The sequence below is a fragment of the Blautia sp. AF26-2 genome (genome assembly GCF_003460955.1).
Classification (GTDB): Bacteria; Bacillota; Clostridia; order Lachnospirales; family Lachnospiraceae; genus Fusicatenibacter; species Fusicatenibacter saccharivorans.
Genome location: NZ_QTWD01000001.1, coordinates 500,898 through 525,141 on the forward strand (window position 1 = coordinate 500,898; position 24,244 = coordinate 525,141).

At 49.6% G+C, this 24,244-nt stretch carries 23 protein-coding genes; 21 read left to right on the top strand and 2 right to left on the bottom strand.

Annotated elements, in window-relative coordinates; all coding sequences use genetic code 11:
• Positions 1-38 precede the first annotated feature (38 nt).
• Positions 39-1,241 carry an iron-containing alcohol dehydrogenase gene (locus tag DWY63_RS02490; protein ID WP_117761487.1) on the bottom strand — a complete coding sequence of 401 codons (1,203 nt, stop codon included), beginning with the start codon at positions 1,239-1,241 and terminating at the stop codon, positions 39-41.
• 216 nt (positions 1,242-1,457) lie between these two features.
• On the opposite strand from DWY63_RS02490, the gene DWY63_RS02495 reads away from it, so the two are divergent.
• Both DWY63_RS02495 and DWY63_RS02500 read left to right on the top strand, forming a co-directional pair.
• Entirely contained in the window at positions 1,458-2,459 is a 1,002-nt protein-coding gene (locus DWY63_RS02495; protein WP_117509153.1) for a DnaJ C-terminal domain-containing protein, read from the top strand.
• Positions 2,460-2,689: 230 nt separating this feature from the next.
• Positions 2,690-3,277: a 50S ribosomal protein L25 gene (locus tag DWY63_RS02500; protein WP_117508954.1), complete on the top strand. Its 588-nt coding sequence runs from the start codon at positions 2,690-2,692 to the stop codon at positions 3,275-3,277.
• A gap of 80 nt (positions 3,278-3,357) precedes the next feature.
• On the opposite strand, the gene DWY63_RS02505 is transcribed toward DWY63_RS02500, so the two are convergent.
• Positions 3,358-4,233 (bottom strand): YitT family protein, encoded by an 876-nt coding sequence (locus DWY63_RS02505; protein ID WP_117801110.1) that lies wholly within the window; start codon positions 4,231-4,233, stop codon positions 3,358-3,360.
• A 294-nt stretch (positions 4,234-4,527) separates the two neighbouring features.
• Here DWY63_RS02505 and DWY63_RS02510 point away from each other — a divergent pair, with 294 nt between their 5' ends.
• From DWY63_RS02510 to DWY63_RS02600, 19 genes are all read left to right on the top strand, one after another.
• Positions 4,528-5,574, top strand: a complete 1,047-nt coding sequence (locus DWY63_RS02510) for a M42 family metallopeptidase (RefSeq protein ID WP_117509152.1) — start codon at positions 4,528-4,530, stop codon at positions 5,572-5,574.
• Positions 5,575-5,599: 25 nt separating this feature from the next.
• On the top strand, positions 5,600-7,465 hold the full coding sequence (locus DWY63_RS02515; RefSeq protein ID WP_117801112.1) for a TIGR03960 family B12-binding radical SAM protein: 1,866 nt from the start codon (positions 5,600-5,602) through the stop codon (positions 7,463-7,465).
• A complete protein-coding gene (locus DWY63_RS02520) occupies positions 7,449-8,156 on the top strand; it encodes a TIGR03936 family radical SAM-associated protein (RefSeq protein ID WP_117508951.1) in 708 nt (235 codons plus the stop codon). The genes DWY63_RS02515 and DWY63_RS02520 overlap by 17 nt, the downstream gene beginning before the upstream one ends.
• Positions 8,149-9,348, top strand: coding sequence for a ribonuclease E/G (locus tag DWY63_RS02525; RefSeq protein WP_117801115.1), 1,200 nt, complete (start codon positions 8,149-8,151; stop codon positions 9,346-9,348). The genes DWY63_RS02520 and DWY63_RS02525 overlap by 8 nt, the downstream gene beginning before the upstream one ends.
• 27 nt (positions 9,349-9,375) lie before the next feature.
• Positions 9,376-10,386, top strand: a complete 1,011-nt coding sequence (locus DWY63_RS02530) for a type II CAAX endopeptidase family protein (protein ID WP_055267901.1) — start codon at positions 9,376-9,378, stop codon at positions 10,384-10,386.
• A gap of 156 nt (positions 10,387-10,542) precedes the next feature.
• The gene (locus DWY63_RS02535) at positions 10,543-11,418 is read left to right on the top strand and encodes a DegV family protein (RefSeq protein ID WP_055267903.1); all 876 of its coding nucleotides are present in this window, start codon (positions 10,543-10,545) and stop codon (positions 11,416-11,418) included.
• A 116-nt stretch (positions 11,419-11,534) separates the two neighbouring features.
• Entirely contained in the window at positions 11,535-11,840 is a 306-nt protein-coding gene (rplU, locus tag DWY63_RS02540) for a 50S ribosomal protein L21 (RefSeq protein ID WP_022462906.1), read from the top strand.
• A 5-nt stretch (positions 11,841-11,845) separates the two neighbouring features.
• Entirely contained in the window at positions 11,846-12,166 is a 321-nt protein-coding gene (locus DWY63_RS02545; RefSeq protein WP_055228163.1) for a ribosomal-processing cysteine protease Prp, read from the top strand.
• A 4-nt stretch (positions 12,167-12,170) separates the two neighbouring features.
• The gene (gene rpmA / locus DWY63_RS02550; RefSeq protein WP_022462904.1) at positions 12,171-12,461 is read left to right on the top strand and encodes a 50S ribosomal protein L27; all 291 of its coding nucleotides are present in this window, start codon (positions 12,171-12,173) and stop codon (positions 12,459-12,461) included.
• 110 nt (positions 12,462-12,571) lie between these two features.
• Positions 12,572-13,870, top strand: coding sequence for a GTPase ObgE (obgE, locus tag DWY63_RS02555; protein ID WP_117801117.1), 1,299 nt, complete (start codon positions 12,572-12,574; stop codon positions 13,868-13,870).
• Between the two features lie 28 nt (positions 13,871-13,898).
• Complete coding sequence (gene yhbY, locus DWY63_RS02560) at positions 13,899-14,192, top strand: ribosome assembly RNA-binding protein YhbY (protein WP_022462902.1); 294 nt, start codon at positions 13,899-13,901, stop codon at positions 14,190-14,192.
• A gap of 67 nt (positions 14,193-14,259) precedes the next feature.
• On the top strand, positions 14,260-14,880 hold the full coding sequence (nadD, locus tag DWY63_RS02565; protein ID WP_117801119.1) for a nicotinate-nucleotide adenylyltransferase: 621 nt from the start codon (positions 14,260-14,262) through the stop codon (positions 14,878-14,880).
• A gap of 12 nt (positions 14,881-14,892) precedes the next feature.
• The gene (gene yqeK, locus DWY63_RS02570; protein WP_117801121.1) at positions 14,893-15,495 is read left to right on the top strand and encodes a bis(5'-nucleosyl)-tetraphosphatase (symmetrical) YqeK; all 603 of its coding nucleotides are present in this window, start codon (positions 14,893-14,895) and stop codon (positions 15,493-15,495) included.
• Positions 15,496-15,849 carry a ribosome silencing factor gene (gene rsfS, locus DWY63_RS02575; protein ID WP_117801124.1) on the top strand — a complete coding sequence of 118 codons (354 nt, stop codon included), beginning with the start codon at positions 15,496-15,498 and terminating at the stop codon, positions 15,847-15,849.
• A gap of 111 nt (positions 15,850-15,960) precedes the next feature.
• Positions 15,961-17,841 (top strand): DUF5696 domain-containing protein, encoded by a 1,881-nt coding sequence (locus DWY63_RS02580; RefSeq protein WP_117801126.1) that lies wholly within the window; start codon positions 15,961-15,963, stop codon positions 17,839-17,841.
• 196 nt (positions 17,842-18,037) lie between these two features.
• On the top strand, positions 18,038-20,290 hold the full coding sequence (pflB, locus tag DWY63_RS02585) for a formate C-acetyltransferase (RefSeq protein ID WP_117801129.1): 2,253 nt from the start codon (positions 18,038-18,040) through the stop codon (positions 20,288-20,290).
• A 246-nt stretch (positions 20,291-20,536) separates the two neighbouring features.
• A complete protein-coding gene (locus DWY63_RS02590; RefSeq protein WP_117801131.1) occupies positions 20,537-21,700 on the top strand; it encodes an FAD:protein FMN transferase in 1,164 nt (387 codons plus the stop codon).
• Between the two features lie 2 nt (positions 21,701-21,702).
• Positions 21,703-23,742: an FMN-binding protein gene (locus DWY63_RS02595; RefSeq protein WP_117801133.1), complete on the top strand. Its 2,040-nt coding sequence runs from the start codon at positions 21,703-21,705 to the stop codon at positions 23,740-23,742.
• 12 nt (positions 23,743-23,754) lie between these two features.
• Positions 23,755-24,243, top strand: coding sequence for an FMN-binding protein (locus DWY63_RS02600; RefSeq protein WP_055228158.1), 489 nt, complete (start codon positions 23,755-23,757; stop codon positions 24,241-24,243).
• Position 24,244: the final 1 nt, after the last annotated feature.

Below are 24,244 nucleotides of genomic sequence, written 5' to 3' on the forward strand. Positions count from 1 at the left end.
TGCGTTCTGTCAAATTTAAATTCGAGAAAACAGCGGCTTTAGGATTGTACACGGCGGAGCACAGAAAAGATTTTTTCAGAATCCCAGATCTGCGGAACAGGGTAGGTGGGATTTGCTTCTTTTAAAGCACGGCGTGCTATTTCTGTGTAATCATTCGGCGAAAGGTGCGGCAGAGTGGATGGAATGTCAAACGAATCGCGCATAGCCTCGATAGCTGCAATCATCCGCTCAGCCTTTTCAGAAACGGTATCTCCGCCGAGAGAAAGCGCATCGGCGAGAACGGCAAGTTTAGGCGCAATGCAGGAACCGTATTCGCGCAGAACAGCAGGCAGCAGAACCGCGTTGGCTCTTCCGTGCGGAATGTGGTACAGTGCACCGACGGCGTGGGCAATGGCATGGACGTAGCCGACAAAGTTGTTGGTAAAAGCGAAACCGGCCAGATACGATGCATGAAGCATTTCCTGCCGTGCGGCAAGACGGGAGCCGTCACGCCAGGCTTCGGGCAGGGCATGGAAATTTTCGCAGACTGCCTCGATGGATGCATTCTGCACGCTGCGGGAGGCGAAGAGGTTCAGAAAAGCTTCCATGGCATGGGTCAGGGCATCCATACCGGTATCTGCGGTCATAGAGGACGGGAGGCTGATCGTAAGACGCGGATCGAGAACTGCCGTATCCGGGATCAGACAGAGGTCATTGACGGCGTATTTGTATGGTTTCCCGTCGATACAGTCTGTGATGACAGCTGCCGCCGTTGCCTCCGAACCGGTTCCGGCTGTCGTCGGCACGGCAAACAGCGGCGGAAGTTTCCGACGGACTTTCAGGAGGCCCCGCATCGCAGGAACCGTCTTTTTCGGACAGCAGACGCGGGCACCGATCAGCTTTGCTGTATCGAGAACGGATCCGCCGCCGATGGCGAGGATAGCCTGAGCCTGAATCTGCTGATAAAGACGGAAACCCTGTTCCACGCTCTCAATCTGCGGATCCGGGGCGATTTCGGAGAAAATGGTGACGGAAATGTTTTCTTTTTTACAGCCATCCAGCAGAGACGTCAGTGTTCCGCGGCGGACAAAGCCGGGGGTAGTCACCAGGAGAATCCGGGAGATCCGGCGTTTCCGGAATAACGCGGGGAGCAGCAGAACGGCATCCGGTGCTGCAAGGAGTGTCTGTTTCTTATGCTCTGTCAGATGAAGAACGCGGCTCAACACCCACTGCCGGGTGCGGAACCAGAAAATGGAATGCATCAATCAAGTACCTCCATAAAAAATCGTGAGAATCGTATATCTCTTATTGTAACAGTGCACGGCAGGTTTTTCAATTCGTATAGGAATTTTGAATCTTCCGTGAAAAGAATTGACAGTGTAAAAAATGCGTGTTATAGTACAAATAGAACAGATAAAGAGAGCCAGGAATTGTTCACCTGGGAAATCAGGAAAAGGCTTGACTGGAGGTGCCTGATGATGGAAACAAAAAGAGATTATTATGAAGTATTAGGCGTCAGCCGGAATGCAGACGAGAAAGAAATCAAGCGTGCATACCGGAAACTGGCGAAAAAATATCATCCCGATACGAATGCGGGAAACCCGGATGCGGAAAAGAAATTTAAGGAAGTGACAGAAGCGTATTCTGTCTTAAGCGATCCGGAAAAGAAGAAAATGTACGATCAGTTCGGATTCGCGGCGTTCGACCAGGGAGCCAGCGCGTACAGCCAGCAGGGCGGTGGAAATCCGTACGGCAGTGCGTATGGAAACCCGTTCGGCGGAAGCGGAAACAACGGCGGCTATCACGAATTTCACTTTGAAGGAAACGCGGACGATATGTTCGGCGATTTCTTTGATCAGATGTTTCATGGCAAAAGCCGTGGATTCGGAAGCGAGCGGTATACGCGTTCGGGAAGCAGCAGACATCCGTTTGAGGATGCATTTTCCGGCCGCGGTACGGCAGAGGATCTCGATCTGCACGCTGAGGTTTCGATCCGCCTGGAGGAAGCAGCATCGGGCTGTGAAAAACAGATTACCCTGCGGAACCCGGATGGAACGACCAATACGCTGCTGGTTAAAATCCCGGCCGGTATCGAGAACGGAAAGAGCATCCGTCTGCGCGGCAAAGGCCATACAGGATCAAACGGCCGCCGCGGCGATCTGCTTTTGAAGGTCAATGTAGAAGAAAAGAAAGGTTTTGAACGGCGCGGAATGGACATCTACACGACGATTCAGATTCCATACACAACGGCAGTCTTTGGCGGCGAAGCGCGTGTCTCGACACTGTACGGAGATGTGGTCTGCAAAATCAAGGAAGGAACACAGTCCGGCAGTAAGCTCCGTCTGCGCGGCAAGGGCATGGTATCGATGAAAGATGCGAACGTGCACGGTGATCATTATGCGACGATTGAGATTGCTGTACCGCGCAGTCTGAACCGCACAGCACGCCAGAAACTGATGGAATATAAGGAAGCGTGCTGAAAATGTGAAGAAACTGTGAAATCGGAAAATCCGGGTTGACAAATTGTGTTCGTGGTATTATATTACAACTAGAACAAAGAAAAGGAATCAACAAGAAACCAATTCTTCCTTGCATGTTCCCAAACATCCTGTTCCAAGAAACTTATTCATAGCCACAAGGCAAAGCAAACTTAACACCCTTCACAAGATAAGAAGCCTGCTAAGAATCAGATTTTTGGAGGAAAAGGTAAATGAATACTTTAAAAGCTGAAAAGAGAAGTTTGGATGTAAAAGCAAAAAGACTCAGAAGAGAAGGATACGTTGTCGGCAATGTATTCGGCAGAGAGATGAAAGAATCCATTCCAGTTAAGATGGTAAAAAGAGATGTCGAGAAACTGCTGAAGACAGACCACAAAGGCAGCCAGATTATGCTGGATGTCGACGGAACCGCATACGATGTCCTGATCAAAAATGTTGATTATAACCCGGTAGCCGGACAGATCGATTCGATCGAGTTCCAGGCACTGGTCAGCAACGAGAAAGTTCATTCCGTTGCAGAGATTGTCCTTGTAAACCATGAAAAGATCGCAGAAGGCGTTCTGCAGGAGGATCTGAACGAGGTTGCCTACATGGCATACCCGGCATCCCTGGTCGATCAGGTAATGGTCGATGTCGGAGAGATGAAGATCGGTGATGTCATCCGCGTCAAAGATCTGTCCCTGGCCGCTGACCCGGATATCACCATAAAGACCAATCCGGAATCCATTGTCGTAAGTCTGATGGCTTCCCACAACGTAGAAGCACCGGCAGAAGATACCGAAGCAGCAGAAGAGAAATAAACAGAATAAGCACATACAAAGAAATCCGAAGGCGTCAAAAACCTTCGGATTTTTTGCGTAAAAAATATGGTTTGAATCGATCAGACATAACTCATGAAGCCTTTTCCGATAATTTCGCTGCTCTTTGTGATCGCAATAAACGCGGTCGGCTCGGTATCATGAATAAACCGCTGAAGATAGACGGCCTGCTTGACATCCACAACCGTGAGAATGACTGTCCGCTGCTGGTCGGAGTAAGCGCCGACGGCGTCGTAAAGGGTTGCGCTGTGATTGAGATCCTTTGTGATGAAATCGCAGATCGGCTGCGGATTGTTGGAGATAATCGTAAAAAATTTATTCAGCTTCATCCGCTCAATCGTTTTGTCAATCAGCAGTGTTTTCGCTATCAGACCGAGAACCGAACAAAGTCCGGTTAAGGTATCGAAAATCAGGAAAGCAAGGATGACAACGATGAGGTCGGTCACCAGCAGGGCAGTGGAAATATTCATTGTAGAATATTTTTTAATAATCATGGCGATGATGTCTGTGCCGCCGCCGGAGGCATTCTCAAAAAACAGCAGTGCTGCCGCCAGTGCCGGAAGAATAATGGCAAAGCAGAGCTCCAGCATGATCTCATCGGTAAGCGGATGTGCCATCGGAAACAGCTTTTCAAAAATGTTCAGAAGAACCGAGGAAAGCACGGTCACGTAGGCTGTCTTGACGCCGAAGTTCCGCCCCAGCACAGCAAAACCAACCAGCAGAAGCAGCAGGTTGATAAAAAGGTTGATCTGTGAGGCAGTGAACGGAAGAAACCGGCAGATGACAACGGCCATACCGGATACACCGCCGAAAGAAAAATTATTAGGGAATTTAAAAACATAAATTCCAATGTCCATGATCAGAACAGCTGCGGTAATGACAGCATATTCTTTTAACGTTTGTAATGCAGGCTGCGATGCCTGTTCTTTTGTGTCCATTTTTTTGCTCCTTTATTTGAATTTGAGGCGACCTTTATTTTATTATAGAAGAAACTTTTTTGAATAACAGCTAATAATGTATCCCCCTCTTCAAACATAGCATGGCATAGGGTAGTTTGTCCAGTTACATTTTCCTTATTTCCATTTTTCCGTTTTCCGATGGTTGTATCCAATTTATTTCTGTGGTATGATGAAGGGCAGGATCTTTTTTCGGAAAGAAAAAAATCTGCAGTTTCTGTTTCAAAATGTTTCGAAAAAAGAAGAAAAAACAGAAACAAAAATGGAGGAAGAAACATGAAAAATACAAAGGTTTATGTTGATTTTATAACAGAGAAACTGAAAAAACTGCTCTCCATCGACAGCCCGACCGGCTACACGAAAGATGCCATTGCATGGCTGAAAGCAGAGTACGAAGCGATGGGCTATGCGCCGGTGATCACCACAAAGGGCGGCCTTCTGGTGCAGCTTGCCAAAGGCTGTGAAGGAAACGGCGGTGTCCTTGTGGAGACACATACCGATACGCTCGGCGGCATGGTAGCGGAAGTGAAAGGAAACGGCCGTCTTCGTCTCACCGCGCTCGGCGGTATGAATCCGAACAATGCGGAGACGGAAAACTGCGTTGTCATCACAAGAGACGGAAAACGGTACGAGGGCTGCTTCCAGATGAACAACCCGTCGATCCATGTCAACGGTTCCTACGACCAGCAGGACCGCACCTACGACAATATGGAGGTCGTTCTGGATGAGATGGTCTTCTCCAAAGAGGAGACAAAAGCGCTCGGCATCGAGACCGGTGATATCGTCTGCTTTGAGACGAGAACCCGCATCACCGAGAAGGGATACATCAAGAGCCGTTTTCTCGATGATAAACTGAGCGTTGCAATCCTGCTCGGCTATGCGAAGTATTTAAAAGAAGAAAATATCACACCGTCCCGTCCGGTTTATCAGCACATCACCGTGTACGAAGAAGTCGGCCACGGCGGATCTGCTTCCGTGCCGGAGGGTGTGACGGATATCCTTTCTGTTGATATGGGCTGTGTCGGCGACGGACTGGAGTGTAAAGAGCATCAGGTATCCATCTGCGTCAAAGACAGCGGCGGCCCTTACAGCTACGATTTTACCGGTGAGCTGATTGCGGCGGCAAAAGCAAACGGAATCGACTATGCGGCGGATGTTTACCCGCACTACGGCTCTGACGTGGAGGCAACGCTCCGCGGCGGCGCAGACGCACGCCATGCCCTGATCGGCGCCGGTGTGTACGCATCCCATGGATATGAGAGAAGCCATGTGGACGGCGTGAAGAATACGCTGGAACTGCTTGCGGCGTATCTGGACAAATAAAAATAAGAACAAGTGAGAGAATTGCATGAGAAAATTAGCATTGCCAGAAGAAGTGCTGCTCCAGATTGAGCAGCCTGCGCGATACATTGGAAATGAATTCAACAGTGTCGTAAAAGACAAAGAGAAAGTAGCCCTGCGCGGCGCATTCCTGTTCCCGGATGTGTATGAGATCGGTATGTCCCACCTTGGCATCCAGATCCTGTACGATATGTTTAACAAACGTGAGGACATGTGGTGTGAGCGTGTCTATTCCCCATGGCCGGATCTGGACCGCGTGATGCGGGAACAGAGCATTCCGCTGTTCGGCCTGGAATCCCAGGAGCCGGTGAAAAACGAGGATTTCCTGTTTATCACCCTGCAGTATGAGATGTGTTATACGAACGTTCTGCAGGCGCTCGACCTTGCCGGAATCCCGCTGCATGCGGTGGAGCGTACCGACGAGGACCCGATCGTTATCGGCGGCGGCCCGTGTACGTACAATCCGGAGCCGATCGCTCCGTTCTTCGATCTGTTTTACATCGGAGAGGGCGAGGTTGTGTACGACAAGCTTTTTGACACGTATCTGGAAAATAAAAAGAACGGCGGAACCCGTCAGGATTTCCTGAAAAAGGCATGCCGGATCCCTGGTATTTACGTACCGCAGTTTTATGAAGTAACGTACCACGAGGACGGAACGATCGCGGCCTTTACGCCGTCCATTCCGGAAGCACCGGAAAAGATCAAAAAACAGCTCGTCATGGATATGACCGAGGCAACGTATCCGGAGAAACCGGTCGTGCCGTTTATCAAGGCAACACAGGACCGTGTCGTTCTGGAGATCCAGCGCGGCTGTATCCGCGGCTGCCGTTTTTGCCAGGCGGGTATGGTGTACCGTCCGACAAGAGAGCGCGATGTGGAGAAGTTAAAAGAACTTGCGACCCATATGCTGCGCAATACCGGCCACGATGAGATTTCGTTGAGTTCTTTGAGCTCGAGTGATTACAGCCATCTTCCGGAGCTTGTCAACTATCTGATCGACAGCTGCCCGGAAAAAGGTGTCAATATTTCCCTTCCGTCTCTTCGAATCGACGCATTTTCCCTCGATGTCATGAGCAAGGTACAGGATATCAAAAAGAGCAGCCTGACCTTCGCACCGGAGGCGGGAAGCCAGCGGATGCGGAATGTTATTAATAAAGGTCTGACCGAGGAAGTCATTCTCGACGGAGCCGGAAAAGCGTTTGAGGGCGGCTGGAATAAAGTAAAACTGTATTTCATGCTGGGCCTTCCGACCGAGACCGAGGATGATATCAAAGGAATTGCGCATCTGGCGGAAAAGATCGCAGAGCGTTACTATGAGATTCCGAAAGACCAGAGAAACGGAAAATGCCAGATTACGGCAAGCTCCTCGTTCTTTATCCCGAAGCCGTTCACCCCGTTCCAGTGGGCACCGATGAACACGGAGAGGGAGTTTCTTGACAAAGCGGCGATTGTAAAGGCAGAGGTCCGCGCACAGCTGAATCAGAAGAGCATCCGTTACATTTATCATGAGGCAGATATTTCCCTTCTGGAGGGATTCCTTGCACGCGGTGACCGGAAATGTGCCGAAGTTATTGAAAAAGCGTACAGAAAAGGTGCTATTTTCGATGCCTGGTCCGAGTATTTCCGGAAAGATGCCTGGGAAGAAGCGTTTGCAGAGACCGGCATTGACGTTTCGTTCTATGCCTGCCGTGAGCGCAGCACCGATGAGATCCTTCCGTGGGATTTCCTTGATATCGGCGTGACGAAAAAATTCCTGATCCGCGAATGGGAGCGGGCACAGAAAGAAACCGTTACCCCGAACTGTAAGATGCAGTGTTCCGGCTGCGGAGCAAAATCATTCGGAGGAGGTGTCTGCTATGAAAATCAGAATTAAGTTTGCCAAAACAGGTGTGATGAAATTTGTGGGTCATCTGGATGTGATGCGTTACTTCCAGAAAGCAATCCGCCGTGCAGAACTTCCGATCGCTTATTCCGAGGGCTTCAGCCCGCACATGCTGCTGTCGTTTGCTTCTCCGCTCGGTGTCGGCATCAGCAGCACCGGTGAATATTTCGATATGGTGCTCGCGGAAGATATGAAAACCGACGAGATTGTAAAACGTCTGAATGCGACGATGGTTGAGGGAATGGAAGTGCTTTCCGCCCGCCATGTGCCGGATGGAAAAGCAAGCAAGGCAATGTCTCTCGTAGCAGGAGCCGATTATCTCGTGCAGTTCCGCGAGGGAAAAATGCCGGAGATTGATCTGGAAACGAAAGTACCGGTGTTTTTTGCACTTCCGCAGATTGAGATCATGCGAAAGACAAAACGAAGCGAAAAGCTGACCGATATCCGCCCATGGATTTACGATATGAAAGCAAAGAAAAGTGGTGTCTGGATGCAGCTCTCCACCGGAAGTGTTTCGAACCTGAAACCGGAGCTCGTGATGGAAGCGTTCTGCAAATGGTGCGGGGTTGAACTGCCGCCGTTTGCATACACGATTCTGCGCGAGGAAGTTTACGCAGACATCGGAACGGAAGAAGAGCGAAAGCTGGTTCCGCTGGAAGCATTAGGAGAAGAAGTTGAGTAAACGAGTTGTCATTGCCCATCTGCCGTGGGAGGGAAAAGATTACCTGGTACACACGCTGGTGGAAGGAGAAAAACCGGTCGAACTGACGGCCCTCTGCAGGGAGAAGGAAACGCTGCTTGGCAATATCTATGTCGGCCGGGTGGAAAAACTGGCGCCCGGGATCCGCGGGGCATTTGTCTCGTTTGCGGAGCAGCAGAGCTGTTTTCTTGATCTGTCCCGTGTAAAAGAAGGGTATCTTCTGAAAAAAGCACCGGGAACGGAACTGCATGTCGGAGATGAAATTGTCGTGCAGATCCAGCGGGAAGCGCAGAAAACGAAGCTTCCGTCGGCGACAGCAGAACTTTCTCTTTCGGGAAGTGCCCTGGCGCTCTATTATGGAAAGCCGGAAATCTCATGCTCGGGACGCCTTCTGCCGGAGCAGAAAAAACGGTTAAAAGAACTGGGAAGCCGGATGTTTCCAGAGCTTTCCGGCGGAAGCCTTCCGTTTGGCGTGATCTTCCGCACCGCATCCGCTGATGCTTCGGAAGAAGAGATCCGGCAGGAATATCTCGAGCTGTCCGAAAAACTCGCGCGGATTGTCCAGTATGGAACGATGCGGAGCCTGTACTCCTGCCTGTATCGGGCGTCAGATGCCGTGCCGGAGCTCGTCAAACGGTATGCACCGTCAGTTTCAGAACTTGTGACAGATGACAGAGAAACGTATGAGATCTGCAGAGAATATCTGGAGCGCCATGATTTTCACGACTGCCGCCTGACCTGGTATGAGGATCAGCTTACCACACTGACAAAGAAAGAAAATCTCGAAAATCACGTAAAACAGGCACTCGACAAACGTGTGGATCTGCCTTCCGGCGGATTCCTCGTGATCGAACCGACCGAAGCGCTGACCGCGATCGATGTGAACAGCGGAAAGCAGCTCGGCGGACGGAAAAATACGTTTCTGTACAGCGTAAACCAGGAGGCAGCCCGCGAAATCGCCCGCCAGATCCGCCTGCGCGGGATTTCCGGTCTGATCCTGGTTGACTTTATCAACATGCCGGAAAAAGAGCAGGAGGAGCGCCTTCTCGGCTTCCTGCAGGGTCTTGTGCGGGAAGATCCCGTTCCGACCAAAGTTGTGGATATGACGGTGCTTCATCTCGTGGAACTGACGAGAAAGAAAATCCGCCGGCCGCTGGCAGAACAGATGAAATGACAGTGACCTTACAAAGGAGGAATGAATATGGAACCACAAAAGAAACCGATTCACCTCAATGAAAATGATACCCCATATCTTTACGAACCCTTTCGAAACCAGATGCCGGCAAAACGGCCGCATCCGGCGGAAAAAGAAAAGATACTGAAACCATGGCAGGGCCTGCTGGTGTTTGCCTTTCTGATGGTTCTTTTTAATCTCGCCGGAATCCCGCTGGTTCTTGCAGGCGGGATGTATGGAAATGCGCTGGACGAGATCATTGTATTCCTGATCGGATCCATTCTCGTCGTACGGGCACTTCATATTCCGTTAAAAGAAGTGTTCCCATTAAAAAAGCCGGATGGAGCCGGAATCCTCGGAACCATTCTGATGTGGTATGTGACGTACCGCGGTGTGCTTGCCCTTTTCCTTCTGATGGAATGGATTTTCCCGCAGGAATACGCAAGCCTCTCGGAATCCATGGACAGCAGTATGGCGGGCCTTTCCTATTTCGGCGAGCTGCTTGTCGTTGCGCTGACACCGGCCATCTGTGAAGAAGCACTGCACCGCGGTCTTCTGCAGTACAGCCTGCGCGGAATCAAAAAGAAATGGGTGATGCTGCTTCTGATGGGCGTTTATTTTGGCGCTTTCCACATGAGCATCGTCCGTTTTCTTCCGATGATGATGATGGGAATCGTTCTCTCGTATGTGCGGATGAAGACCGACAACATGTTTTACAGCTCGCTGTTTCATTTCGTCCATAACGCATCGACGATTGTGGCGAGCATTGCGGCAAGCTTCCTCTATATGTTCTCGCAGGGGAACGCAGCAGCAGGCAGCGGATACGCAACGGAAACGTACATCGGCATGTATCTGATCGAAGCGGCGCTGATGCCGATCGGTCTTTATATGGGAAGCCGTCTTCTGATGTACCAGCAGACAAAAAGCGAAGGATTTTTCCCGAAGGAGAGAAGAAAAAAGACCATTGCAAAAATCGTAATTCCGACCATTCTGCTGATCCTTGGCGGACTGTTTTTCCTTGGTATTGGTATGATGTAAAAAGAATCAAAAGCAGTTTGGGCAATTTTGCAGAAATGTCCAAGCCGGGTAGAAAACAGGTACGATTTATGATAGAATAACAGCAAATCAAGCGTTACACGATATTACAGAAAGGAAAAGCTGTTTCTCTAACAAGAGACAGCAGGAATAAGAACTATGGCAAGAACAGCTATTGCTACCGACAGCAACAGCGGTATTACACAGAGTCAGGCGAAAGAGCTGGGCGTTTTTGTCCTTCCGATGCCTTTCTTCATGCGCGGAAAAATCCAGTTTGAGGATATCGACCTGACACAGGAACAGTTTTACGAGATTCTGGCAGAGGATGCGGCTGTTTCCACATCTCAGCCGTCTCCGGGAGATCTGATGGATTTCTGGAACAAAATTCTCGAAGAGTACGATGACATTGTTTACATTCCGATGTCAAGCGGCCTTTCCACCTCCTGTGATACAGCGACCGTGCTGTCCGAGGACTACGAAGGAAAAGTGCAGGTTGTCAACAACCAGAGAATCTCCGTTACGCAGCAGCAGTCTGTTCTGGATGCAAAGAAAATGGCAAACCGCGGCGTGGCAGCAAAAGACATCAAAGCAATTCTGGAAGAGGATGCGCTGGATGCAAGTATCTATATTATGGTAGATACGTTAAAATACCTGAAAAAAGGCGGCCGCGTTACGCCGGCAGCAGCCATGATCGGAACCGTTTTAAATATCAAACCGGTGCTGACGATCCAGGGAGAGAAGCTTGACGCGTTTGAAAAAGCGCGCGGTGTGAAACAGGCAAAGAAAGCCATGATCAAGGCTATGAAAAAAGATATGGACAAACGCTTCGCAAAAGAGCGTGCAGCCGGCATCATGGGACTTCACATTGCCTATACCGCAAACGACAAAGAAGTAATCGATGGATGGATTGTCGAAGTAAAAGAAGCCTTCCCGGATTTTGAAGTCGATGCGCATCCACTGTCCTTAAGCGTTGCCTGCCACATCGGACCTGGCGCACTGGCAATTGCATGTGAAAAAAAATCTGCAATTTCCTGAAAAATACTATTGACAAACAGCAGACGTGATGATATATTGTAGAAGTATGCCGCACAGAGAGGTAAAAGAGTCGAAAGACCACCGAATCTGGCGAGTAATTGATAGGGAGGTGCCATATGTACGCAATTATTGCAACAGGTGGTAAACAGTACAAGGTAGCTGAAGGCGATGTTATCCGAGTAGAGAAACTTGGCGTTGAAGCTGGAGAAACCGTAACTTTTGATCAGGTACTTGCAGTAAGCAATGACGGACTGAAAGTTGGCGAGGACGTTAAAAATGCATCCGTAACCGCATCTGTAGTTGGAAACGGTAAAGGCAAAAAAGTTATCGTTTACAAGTATAAGAGAAAAACTGGTTATCATAAGAAAAACGGTCACAGACAGCAGTACACTGAAGTGAAGATTGAAAAAATCAACGCTTAAGTCTTATGATTTGTATAACCGTAACAGAGTCTGACGGCGAGTACATCTCCGTGGAGTCAAACGGTCATGCAGGCTATGCAGAGGAAGGGCAGGATATCATCTGTGCCGCTGTCTCCGCATTGATTGTAAACACCGTAAATTCCGTGGAAACATTGACAGAGGATCTGATTATAAGTGAAGCTGGAGATGGATACGTGTATTTTTCATTCCCGAATGGGTATTCTGAAAGTACCGCACTTCTTGTAAAATCACTTTTGCTGGGCCTCGAAAGTATCCGCCGCGATTATGGAGCACAATACTTAGAGATCGCATTCAAGGAGGTGTAATACCATGTTAAATATGAACCTTCAGATTTTCGCTCATAAAAAAGGAGTTGGTTCTACCAAGAACGGTAGAGATTCCGAGTCCAAGAGATTAGGAGCAAAAAGAGCTGACGGACAGGTTGTAAAGGCTGGAAACATTCTTTACAGACAGCGTGGAACCAAGATTCATCCAGGCGTGAACGTAGGAATCGGAAAAGACGATACCTTATTCGCTATGGTTGACGGACGCGTAGCTTTCGAAAGAAAAGGACGTGACAAAAAACAGGTTTCCGTATATCCGGTAGCAACAGAAGAGTAAGACAAAGGTGCGGCTTCAAATCTTAAGAGGTTTGAAGCCGTTTTTGTTAATAATAATTAAAGGTCCAACAGACCGATTTGGATTTAGATAAAACAAGACAGGAGAATACCATGTTTGCAGACAGAGCAAAAATTCTGATCCGCTCCGGTAAGGGCGGAGACGGACATGTCAGTTTCCGCAGAGAGCTTTTTGTACCGAACGGCGGGCCGGACGGCGGCGATGGCGGCAAAGGCGGAGACGTTATTTTTGAAGTTGACGAAGGACTGAATACACTGGTTGATTACCGCCACAGAAGAAAGTTTTCTGCTACCGACGGCGAGCCGGGCGGAAAACGCAGATGCCATGGCGGAAACGGCGCAGATATTGTCCTGAAAGTACCGGAAGGAACCGTCATTATGGACGCTGCGAGCGGAAAAGTCATCGCAGATATGTCCGGTGAAAACCGCCGTCAGGTTGTATTAAAAGGCGGAAAAGGCGGAAACGGAAATATGCATTACGCAACCGCTACCATGCAGGTTCCGAAATACGCCCAGCCAGGCCAGCCGGCACAGGAGCTGGAAGTAAGAATGGAACTGAAAGTCATCGCGGACGTCGGACTCGTCGGCTTCCCGAACGTTGGAAAATCGACCCTGCTTTCCCGCGTGACAAATGCAGAACCGAAAATTGCAAATTATCACTTTACCACGCTTTCCCCGAACCTCGGTGTCGTAGACCTTGAGGGCTGCAGCGGATTTGTTATCGCAGATATCCCGGGACTGATCGAGGGTGCATCGGAAGGAGTCGGCCTCGGCCATGAATTCCTGCGCCACATCGAGAGAACCCGCGTGATGATCCATGTAGTAGACGTTGCATCGACCGAGGGAAGAGATCCGGTGGATGATATCAACAAGATCAACAAAGAGCTCGAAGCCTATAATCCGGAGATCGCAAAACGCCCGCAGATCATCGCGGCCAATAAGACCGATGCGATCTATGTAGAAGAGGGCGAAGAGAATCCGGTGGAACGTCTGAAAAAAGAGTTCGAGCCGAAAGGCATCCCGGTTTATCCGATTTCTGCCGTCAGCGGAAAAGGCTTAAAAGAGCTTTTATATGCCGTACAGAAAAAACTCGATGAGCTTCCGAAAGAGCGTATGGTCTTCGAGCAGGAATTCTTCCCGGAGGATATGCTTCTTGCCGAGAACCTGCCGTACACCGTCGAGCAGGACCCGGAGGACGAGCACCGCTTCATCATCGAGGGACCGAAGATCGAGAAAATGCTCGGCTACACCAATCTGGATTCCGAGAAAGGTTTTGCTTTCTTCCAGCGGTTCTTAAAAGATACCGGTATCTTAGACGAACTCGAACAGGCCGGCATCCAGGAAGGCGATACCGTCAAGATGTATGGATTTGAATTTGATTATTATAAATAGAACGAATAAATAACGAAGGAGGAGACGTATGACCAGCAAGCAGAGAGCATACCTGAAAGGCCTTGCCATGACCATGGAACCGATCCTGCAGGTAGGAAAAAGCAGCATCACGCCGGAGCATACCGCTGCTGTAGCAGAGGCACTTGAGGCGAGAGAACTAATTAAAATCAATGTACTGCAGAACTGCCTCGATGATCCAAGAGAGATCGCAGAAGTTCTGGCAGAACGCACCAATTCCCAGGTCGTACAGGTGATCGGCAAAAAGATCGTGCTGTACAAAGAGGGCAAAAAAGAGAAAAAGAAAATTCAGCTTCCGAAATAATCCGCAGGAAAGAACCACCGGGACCGGAGCATACCGCTGCAGTTCCGGCGCTTTTTGAGGAAAACGTATGGAAAAGAAAAACAGAAAAATTGGCATTATGGGAGGCACATTCGATCCCATTCATATCGGTCATCTGATCCTTGGCGAGGCGGCGTACGAGCAGTTCGGGCTTGATGAAGTCTGGTTCCTTCCGGCCGGAAATCCGCCACATAAGCGGAACCGGGCGGGACAGGCAAAGGATGCACAGCGTGTCGAGATGGTGCGCCGTGCCATCGCATCCAATCCGCATTTTGTGCTCTGCACCAAAGAGATGAAAGATGAGGGCTATACCTACAGTTATCGGACGCTTGAGGCGATGCGGAAGGAACATCCGGGCACGGAGTTTTACTTTATCATTGGAGCGGATTCCCTGTTCTATTTTGATGAGTGGAAAAATCCAGAGCGGATCTGCGCCGCGGCAAAGATCCTTGTGGCGACCAGGGATCGGGCAAAAGAGGAAGAGCTTCTGGCCTGTATGGAACGAAATGCAGAAAAACTTCACGGTACCTTTCTGAAACTCGACACACCGAATCTGGATGTTTCTTCCCACGAACTGCGGGAATGGATCCGGGAAGGAAAATCCGTGAAATACTATCTGCCGGATTCTGTGATTTCCTACATTCAGGAGCAGAAAATCTATCAGGATTAGAGGAAGAGCAGGATGGAACAGTACGATTTATGGAAACTGGACAAAAAACTCCAGAAGGAAGTCGATGAAGACCGCTATCATCACACGCTCGGTGTGATGTTTACCGCATCATCCATGGCGATGGTATGGGGCGAGGATCTCGAAAAAGCCCGTGTCGCGGGACTGCTTCACGACTGTGCAAAATGCATTCCGAATAAGAAAAAAATCACCATGTGTGAGAAAAATAAGATTGAAATCACTGAGTTTGAGCGGAACAATCCGTTTTTGATCCATGCCAAGCTCGGTGCATTTCTGGCGAAGGACAAGTATAAGGTGGAAGATCCGGAGATCTTAAGCGCCATCACCTGGCATACGACAGGAAAAGAAGATATGACATTGCTGGAGAAGATCATCTATATCGCAGATTATATCGAGCCGGCACGAAACAAGGCGCCTCATCTTACCCGCCTTCGGAAGCTGGCATTCACCGATATCGACGAATGCATGTATGAAATTTTAAAAGACAGTATGGCGTATCTGTCGGAAAACCCGAAGACGATGGACCCGATGACGGAGCAGGCATATCAGTTCTATGAGGCACTGCACCGGGAACGGACGGCAAAGGAGGAAGTATAAATGAGCGAAGCAAAACAGACTGCAAAACTTGCACTGGAAGCACTGGAAGATAAAAAAGCAATGGATGTCCGCATTCTGGACATTACCCATGTTTCTACCCTGGCAGATTATTTCATGATCGCCAGCGGAAGCAACCGTAACCAGGTGCAGGCAATGGCAGACAACGTGGAGGAGGTACTCGGAAAGGCCGGCGTACATCCAAAACAGATCGAAGGCTATCAGACTGCAAACTGGATTCTGATGGATTACGGCGATGTTGTCATCCACATCTTCGATGAGGAGAACCGCCTGTTCTACGATTTGGAGAGAATCTGGAGAGACGGTAAGGTTGTAGAAAAAGAGAAAATTATGTAAACACGCCCTAAGGCGCAGAAAATCCGAAACCGTGCAAAGATAAGCGGGCAGATTCTCTGCGCTTTTTTGACGTTTGGAACGCTATGAAAGAGAAAAAGGGGATATCATGCGATGAAAAAGATAGAGAGCGGATCGCTTGCTGTGATCCTGGATGAAAAGACGCTGGGGCTTCAAATAGAAAAAGACGGCGTTGTCTGGAATACGGATCCGAAAAAGGCACCGGAACTGATCTTTGAGGAAGGAATGTATCATTTCCTGGATGCAGAAGAGATTTCTCACGAGATTTTTTCATCCGGTGTTGGATACGGGATTCGAAGCCGTTATGCGGGATTTGCGGGAACACCGTACGCGTTTGAGACGATCATCTGGATCGAAAACGTGGATGAGACGCTCTGGATGGAATGGATTCCACTCTGTGAGGAAGGACTCCATCCGAAAAAAGTGCTCTGGCCAACGGCGATGGAGTTTGTGAGCGATCGCGCAGACTGGTATACGCTCCTTACCGAGGGGCAGGGACTTCTGATACCGAATACCTGGGAGACGGAGCTTGGGAAGCTTTCTTTTGACGGAAGATTTGAGACTTCCGGCGGCTATATGCCATGGTACGGTCAGATTAAGGAAAAGAGGGGCTATGTGGCAGTCTGCACAACGCCCTGGAATGCAGGTTACCAGGCAGAGCACCCATCAGGCGGCCCGTATACCAGTGTTGGCGCATGGCTGGAGCCGAGCCTGGGGAAAATGGAGTACCGCCGCATATTCCGGTATACTTTCCGAAACGACTGCGATTATAACGATCTCTGTAAAATATACCGCCGGTATGTGCGGGAGCAGGGGCATCTTCGTACGTTAAAAGAAAAGGCGGTACAGAACCCATCCATTCGCGACCTTGCGGGAACGTGTTTTGTACATACAGGAATCAAGACGTTTGTGCAGCCGGAGTCCGGCTTTTTCGATCCGCAGAATCCGGAAAAAAACAACCGTGTCGTGCCGTTTTCTGTGCGCGAGCAGGAAATGAAAGCGATTCATGATCTTGGTATGAAAAAGGTGTATCTTCATCTGGACGGCTGGGCTGAGTCGGGTTATGACAATCAGCATCCGGACTATACCCCGGCATGTAAAGAGGCCGGCGGCTGGAAAGGCATGAAATCTCTTGTGGATACGATGCATGATTTTGGCTATCAGTTTGGCATTCACGATCAGTACCGCGACTATTACCATGCAGCGCCAAGCTACGATGAAAATTATGCGTGCCGTCTTGTGGATGGAACCGTGCCGGGGCACAGTCACTGGGCAGGCGGCCCGCAGAGCTATCTTTGTGCAACGCAGGCGCCGTTTTATGTGAAACGAAATTTCGCGGAGCTGAAGAAAAATGGAATCCGGCTTGACGGTGCATACCTCGATGTCTTTACCTGCAATGAAGGCGATGAATGTGCAAATCCAGAACATGTCATGACGCGAAAAGACTGCTATACGTACCGCGGAAACTGCTTCTCCTGGCTGCTCTCGCAGGGGATTCTCTCAAGTTCCGAGGAGGTCAGCGACTGGGCAGTTCCATATCTGGTATTTTGCCATTATGCGCCGTATGATTTTATGCTGCGGCCGGCAGAATCGCCGAAAAAAGGAATCCCTGTGCCCCTCTTTAATCTGGTATACCACGACTGTGTCATCGAGCCGTGGATGATGGACCGTGTGTCAAAAGACGAAGACTATATGCTGTACGCTCTTCTCGCTGGCGGCGCGCCGTATCTGGTAAGGGACGGGGCATATCCGAACACAGACGGAGCTTTCGACGGAGAAAAAATCAGCCTTCCAGAGATGGCGAAACGATGCCGTGTCGTGACAGAACTCCATGAAAAAACAGCGTTCTGTGAACTCATACGCCATACGTGCCTGCATGCAGATGGAAGTCTTCAGAAAAGTGAATTTTCCGATGGAACGTATGTTATTTGTGACTTTACAAAACAGACATACGAGATCGGATACGGAGTATAAAAGAAAAGCGCCACATGTAGAGTCTGTTCTTGTCAAAATACAAGATTTTGTGCTTTTTCCTTGTATTTTTTCAAGTGCATATCTTGCGCGGAAAGCAGAGATTTGTTATATTATCCATGCGGAGGTGTTCATGCCCGGTGCAAAGAAGATGCCGGTGCGTGACGAAACAAAATAACACCAGAAAGGAACAAATCAAATGAGAGAATTTGAACAGTGGGATGGCTTTACCGGAAGACTCTGGAAAGAAGGCATCGACGTACGTGACTTTATTCAGAACAACTATACTCCATATGACGGAGATGAGAAATTCCTGGAAGGACCGACAGAGGCTACAGACCGTCTGTGGGGCAAACTGCAGGAACTCCAGAAAGAAGAGCGTGCAAAAGGCGGCGTTCTGGATATGGAGACAGAAGTTGTAAGCGGAATCACAGCTTACGGCGCAGCATATATCGATGACAGCATGAAAGATCTGGAGCAGGTTGTTGGTCTGCAGACAGATAAACCGCTGAAACGTGCATTTATGCCGTATGGTGGAATTAAAATGGCTGAGCAGTCCTGCGAGACTTACGGCTACAAACCAAGCGAGAAGCTTCATGAAATTTTCACTAAATATCACAAAACACATAACCAGGGTGTATTCGACATCTACACACCAGAGATGATGAAAGCCCGTCATAATAAAATCCTGACCGGTCTGCCGGATACCTATGGCCGTGGCCGTATCGTAGGCGACTATCGTCGTGTCGCTCTGTACGGTATTGATTACCTGATCGAGCGCAAAAAAGCAGACTTCGCTGCAACAAATCGTCAGGGAATGCGTCGTGGTGACTTCCAGTTAAGAGAAGAGATCGCTGACCAGGTCAGAGCACTGCAGGATATGAAAGTTATGGCACAGTCCTATGGCTATGACATTTCCGAGCCGGCTAAGAACGCAAGAGAAGCTGTTCAGTGGCTGTACTTCGGATACCTTGCAGCTATCAAAACTCAGAACGGTGCTGCAATGAGCGTTGGCCGTGTATCTACTTTCCTTGACATCTACATCGAAAGAGATATTGAAAAAGGAATCCTGACTGAGAAAGAAGCTCAGGAGCTGATCGACCATCTGGTAATGAAATTCCGTATGGTTAAATTCGCAAGAATTCCGTCTTACAATCAGCTGTTCTCCGGTGACCCGGTATGGGCTACTCTGGAAGTTGCCGGTATGGGAATCGACGGACGTTCTATCGTTACAAAGAACGATTTCCGTTTCCTGCATACACTGGAAAACATGGGACCGTCCCCAGAGCCGAACCTTACTGTTCTGTACTCTGAGAATCTTCCGGAAGCTTTCAAGAAATATGCAGCTCATATTTCTGTACAGACAAGCTCCATCCAGTATGAGAACGATGATGTAATGCGTCCGGTATGGGGCGATGATTACTCCATCTGCTGCTGTGTATCTGCTACCGAGACCGGTAAGGAGATCCAGTTCTTCGGCGCTCGTGCAAACCTTGCAAAATGCCTTCTGTACGCTATCAACGGCGGTAAAGACGAGAAGACAAAACAGCAGGTTGCTCCGGAATATCAGCCGATCACCGGCGAATACCTGGACTATGATGAGGTTATGAAGAAATACGACGTTATGATGGACTGGCTGGCTCATCTGTACGTTGGAACTCTGAACATGATCCATTACATGCATGACAAATACTACTATGAGGCAGCAGAGATGGCTCTGATTGACACCGATGTAAGACGTACCTTCGCAACCGGTATCGCAGGATTCTCTCACGTAGTAGACTCCTTAAGCGCAATCAAATACGCTAAAGTTAAAGTTATCCGTGACGAAGAAGGAATGGCTGTTGACTTCGAGACAACCGGCGACTTCCCAAGATACGGCAACGACGATGACAGAGCAGACGAGATCGCTGTATGGCTGCTTCGTACCTTCATGGACAAACTGAAATACTGCCATACCTATCGTGATTCCGAGCCGACAACCTCTATCCTTACCATTACTTCCAACGTTGTATATGGTAAAGCAACAGGTTCTCTGCCGGATGGAAGAAAAGCTGGTGAGCCTCTGTCTCCAGGAGCTAACCCGTCTTACGGCGCAGAGAAGAGCGGACTTCTTGCTTCCCTGAACTCTGTAGCAAAACTGCCGTATGAGGACGCTCTGGACGGAATCTCCAACACCCAGACCATCAACCCAGGCGCACTTGGCCACAACGACGAAGAGCGTACCGAGAACCTGGTACACGTTCTGGACGGATACTTCGAGCAGGGTGCACATCACCTGAACGTAAACGTATTCGGAACCGAAAAACTGATCGACGCAATGGAGCACCCGGAGAAACCGGAGTACGCAAACTTCACGATCCGTGTATCCGGCTATGCAGTTAAATTCATCGACCTGACAAAAGAGCAGCAGATGGACGTAATCGCACGTACCTGCCACGATCATATGTAATTTCTGAAAATGTTATTTCTAAAGCCCCCGTGGCCGCAGCAATGCGGCTGTGGGGGCTTTTTGTATATCGGTGCTTGAATTCCAGTAAAATCCACTTGATTTAGAGTACATAAAATGAGAAAATTTATCAGATACAGAACGCTAATTGAAAAACTTTTATCAAGTAATTCATAGCGTAAGTTACAAGTTAATGTTATAATACCAAAGTTAGAATTTCCTAACATAAGAAAAAATGGAGTTTTATTTATGAAAAAGAAAATTGTTGCAGCATTTTGTCTTGCCATGGTGATGACGGTCGGCGGATGTTCCGGTGCGGGGACAGCAGCGCAGCCGGAGAGCAGTGAAAGTCAGACACAGCCGGCGTCTGTTTCGGAGTCTTCGAGCAGTTCTGACGCTTCGGAAGAGAATTCCACGCAGAAATCCGCATCATCCACAGCTTCTTCCGATGCCGCAGATGCATCGAGCAGCCGAGATATTTTTGCGATGGATACGTACATGACGGTCACTGCCTATGGTCCGAATGCAGAAACGGCGGTGGATCAGGCGCAGCAGGAGATTGAGCGGCTGGATGCACTTCTGTCGACCGGAGAGAAGACGAGTGAAGTAGCGCAGATCAATGCAAACGGCGGCGGAACCTTATCGGAGGATACCACCTATCTGCTGGAACGCTCGCTGGATCTGTATGACAGCACAAACGGCGTTTTCGACATCGCAATTTATCCGATCATGGACGCCTGGGGTTTTACAACCGGAAATTATACGATTCCTTCGGATGAGACGATCGAAAGCCTCCTTCCGCTGACCGATGCCAATGATATCCTATACGACAAGGACAGCGCATCCATCAGCTTTGCCAAGGACGGCATGAAAATTGACTTCGGCGGAATCGCAAAGGGCTATACCTCCGGCAGAATCGCCGATATTTACCGGGAATGCGGTGTGACGAGCGGGCTCATCAACCTCGGCGGAAACGTTCAGGTTGTCGGCACGAAAACGGACGGCAGTAAATGGCGCGTTGCCGTGCAGAGTCCGGAGGCAGAGGATGATTATCTCGGCATTCTCTCGACGGCCAACCGGGCGGTTATTACTTCTGGCGGCTATGAGCGGTATTTCGAACAGGACGGCATGAAATATCATCACATCATCGATCCATCGACCGGTCATCCGGCAAATAACGGTCTGGTGTCGGTGACGATCGTAAGTGCTGACGGAACACTGGCGGATGGCCTTTCTACTTCTCTTTTCATCATGGGGAAGGACAAGGCGGCCGAATACTGGCGTGCACACAGCGATGAATTTGACACCATTCTGGAGGATGAGGACGGCGTTCTGTATGTAACCGAAGGAATTGCTGACGATTTCACATCCGATCACGAGACAAACATTATCAAGAAAGACGGTGATACATAACCATGGGAAAATGGAAAAAACTGACAGCATTTGCACCGGCTCTCGCGGCAGTTATCGTAGCAGCCTGTGCCGGTATTTCGCTGAACGGCTACACTGCACCGGTTTACGCCGTAGAGCAGCCGGAGGCACTGGTGACACCGGAGCCGGAACAGGATACCGATGCAGCGGAAAAGAAAGATGATACAAAAAAGAAGGACGATACCAAAAAGACAACCGATACCGAAGCAGAACTTGTCGCAGCCGTCGGTTCCGGCAGCTTTGAGCTGGCGGACGGAACGTACGAAGGAAGCGGAACAGGTTTTGGCGGTACGATTACAGTCTCTGTCGTATTGAAAGACAAAACGATTCAGTCGATCTCGATTGTAAGCGCTCCCGGCGAGGACGCAGCTTTCCTGAACCGTGCGAAGGGAGTTATCGACCGTATCATCGCATCCCAGAGTGTGGATGTGGACACGGTTTCCGGTGCAACTTTCAGTTCAAAAGGTATCCTTGCAGCCGTGAAAAATGCACTGACCGGTCAGGAGGACACTTCAGAACCGGCATCCGCATCAGGAGCGGCAGGCGGCGGAGCCTCTGCCGGCGGAACCGTTACAGTATCTAAAATCGAAGAACCGGCTGCCTACCGGGATGGAACGTATTACGGAACCGGAACAGGATTTGGCGGCACAATGAAAGTCTGCGTTGTTGTCAGCGGCGGAAAAATTGCTTCGATTGATATTGTGGAAAACAGCGATACGCCAAGCTACCTTTCCAGTGCTTCCTCTCTGATTTCGACGATTATCTCAACACAGAGTACGAATGTGGATACGGTCTCCAGCGCGACATACAGCTCCCGCGGTATTATTGAAGCTGTGCGGAGTGCCTTAAGTCAGGCGGCAGTGAACGGGTCTTCCAGTACAAACGGAGGAAGCCAGAGCAATACAAACAACGGAAACAACAGCCAGAATAATAATCAGAACAATAACAATTCGTCTGCATCCAAGGGAAGTTTCCCTTATCAGGACGGAATTTATTACGGCACGGCCGCCGGTTTCCAGGGAGACATCAAAGTGGCGGTAGCCCTGCAGGATCAGACGATCAAAGCGGTACTGATTCTGGAAAACGAAGATGACGAGACATTCTTCAACCGTGCCAAAGTCGTAGCGGACCGCATCGTAGACGGACAGAAAACCGATGTGGATCTCGTATCCGGCGCAACGTACAGCTCCCGCGGCATCCAGAACGCAGTAAAACAGGCGCTGGAAAATGCGAAGAAGGCAACAAACGGCGAGACCGTTCCGGATAACGGAACGAGCAGCGGCGGAACCACAACGATTCCGGAAGGAAAATTCCCATACGAGGAAGGCATTTACTACGGAACCGGCGAGGGCTATCTGGGAGACATTACAACGGCAGTTGTCATTCAGGATGAGACGATCAAGGCAATTCTCGTGACCGAGAGTGAAGATGACGAAGCATTCTTAAAACGCGCAAAACAGACAGCAAAGGACGTTGTGAAAAACCAGACACTGGAAGTTGACACCGTTTCCGGCGCAACCTACAGCTCCAGGGGAATTCTTGCGGCAATCGAGGAAGCTTTAAAAGAGGCAGAACGCGTAACTGAGGAAAAGAAAAATCCAACCCCGACACCGACGGAAACACCAACCCCGACCGAAATCCCGGAGCCAACTGAGACGCCAACACCAACCCCGACGGAAACTCCGGAACAAAAGATCTATCAGGACGGCGAATACACAGCGATTGCCGTCTGCGAGCCGGATGAAGATGAAGATTTTACCGCTTATCAGCTTTCTGTGACGGTAACAATTGAAAACGATAAAATCGTAGCGTTAAGCAACATCACCGGTGACGGAGACAGTCAGAATGCCTCCTACATCCGCCGCGCATCCGAAGGAACCTCCAAAATCAAAGGCGTTTCCGCTCAGATTCTGGAAACCGGAACGCTTGAAAACATCGACACCGTTTCCCGTGCAACCTGCTCCTCAAAAGCCATTCTTGAGGCATGCCGGAATGCGCTGGATGCTGCGAAAGTAACGCAATAAAGGGGAAAACAGATGAGACAATTGATTGTTCGTTTTTTGAATGTCGCTGTCATTGCTGCTGTTCTGATCGGCTACAATACCGTACTCGATAAAAGAGACAAAGAGGATCAGATCGCGCGGCTCTCGGCAGAGCTTGAGACGACCCAGCTTCAGAAGGAAAATCTGCAGGCCGCAGCAGCTGCATCCAACACGGCGGATACGGCCGCAAGTGAAGCAGCAGAAGCAGAAGGGCAGTACGTGGACGGTACGTATGACGGTGAAGCTGACGGCTTCGGCGGCACCATTGCAGTTGAAGTAACCGTAGAGGGCGGCCAGATTACCGATCTTGCCATCACATCCGCCGACGGCGAGGACAGTGCGTATCTGTCAAACGCGGAGGCGATCATTCCAAAGATTATTGAGGCACAGTCCGCCGATGTTGATACGATCAGCGGAGCAACATTCAGCTCCACCGGTATCAGAAATGCGGCGCAGGAAGCAATAGAAAAGGCGGAGAAATAAC

Bases quoted from the DNA above. Each gene is read 5' to 3' on its own strand.
- DWY63_RS02490 (WP_117761487.1), bottom strand. From the start codon at position 1,241: ATGCATTCCATTTTCTGGTTCCGCACCCGGCAGTGGGTGTTGAGCCGC.
- DWY63_RS02495 (WP_117509153.1), top strand. From the start codon at position 1,458: ATGGAAACAAAAAGAGATTATTATGAAGTATTAGGCGTCAGCCGGAAT.
- DWY63_RS02500 (WP_117508954.1), top strand. From the start codon at position 2,690: ATGAATACTTTAAAAGCTGAAAAGAGAAGTTTGGATGTAAAAGCAAAA.
- DWY63_RS02505 (WP_117801110.1), bottom strand. From the start codon at position 4,233: ATGGACACAAAAGAACAGGCATCGCAGCCTGCATTACAAACGTTAAAA.
- DWY63_RS02510 (WP_117509152.1), top strand. From the start codon at position 4,528: ATGAAAAATACAAAGGTTTATGTTGATTTTATAACAGAGAAACTGAAA.
- DWY63_RS02515 (WP_117801112.1), top strand. From the start codon at position 5,600: ATGAGAAAATTAGCATTGCCAGAAGAAGTGCTGCTCCAGATTGAGCAG.
- DWY63_RS02520 (WP_117508951.1), top strand. From the start codon at position 7,449: ATGAAAATCAGAATTAAGTTTGCCAAAACAGGTGTGATGAAATTTGTG.
- DWY63_RS02530 (WP_055267901.1), top strand. From the start codon at position 9,376: ATGGAACCACAAAAGAAACCGATTCACCTCAATGAAAATGATACCCCA.
- DWY63_RS02535 (WP_055267903.1), top strand. From the start codon at position 10,543: ATGGCAAGAACAGCTATTGCTACCGACAGCAACAGCGGTATTACACAG.
- rplU (WP_022462906.1), top strand. From the start codon at position 11,535: ATGTACGCAATTATTGCAACAGGTGGTAAACAGTACAAGGTAGCTGAA.
- DWY63_RS02545 (WP_055228163.1), top strand. From the start codon at position 11,846: ATGATTTGTATAACCGTAACAGAGTCTGACGGCGAGTACATCTCCGTG.
- rpmA (WP_022462904.1), top strand. From the start codon at position 12,171: ATGTTAAATATGAACCTTCAGATTTTCGCTCATAAAAAAGGAGTTGGT.
- obgE (WP_117801117.1), top strand. From the start codon at position 12,572: ATGTTTGCAGACAGAGCAAAAATTCTGATCCGCTCCGGTAAGGGCGGA.
- yhbY (WP_022462902.1), top strand. From the start codon at position 13,899: ATGACCAGCAAGCAGAGAGCATACCTGAAAGGCCTTGCCATGACCATG.
- nadD (WP_117801119.1), top strand. From the start codon at position 14,260: ATGGAAAAGAAAAACAGAAAAATTGGCATTATGGGAGGCACATTCGAT.
- yqeK (WP_117801121.1), top strand. From the start codon at position 14,893: ATGGAACAGTACGATTTATGGAAACTGGACAAAAAACTCCAGAAGGAA.
- rsfS (WP_117801124.1), top strand. From the start codon at position 15,496: ATGAGCGAAGCAAAACAGACTGCAAAACTTGCACTGGAAGCACTGGAA.
- DWY63_RS02580 (WP_117801126.1), top strand. From the start codon at position 15,961: ATGAAAAAGATAGAGAGCGGATCGCTTGCTGTGATCCTGGATGAAAAG.
- pflB (WP_117801129.1), top strand. From the start codon at position 18,038: ATGAGAGAATTTGAACAGTGGGATGGCTTTACCGGAAGACTCTGGAAA.
- DWY63_RS02590 (WP_117801131.1), top strand. From the start codon at position 20,537: ATGAAAAAGAAAATTGTTGCAGCATTTTGTCTTGCCATGGTGATGACG.
- DWY63_RS02595 (WP_117801133.1), top strand. From the start codon at position 21,703: ATGGGAAAATGGAAAAAACTGACAGCATTTGCACCGGCTCTCGCGGCA.
- DWY63_RS02600 (WP_055228158.1), top strand. From the start codon at position 23,755: ATGAGACAATTGATTGTTCGTTTTTTGAATGTCGCTGTCATTGCTGCT.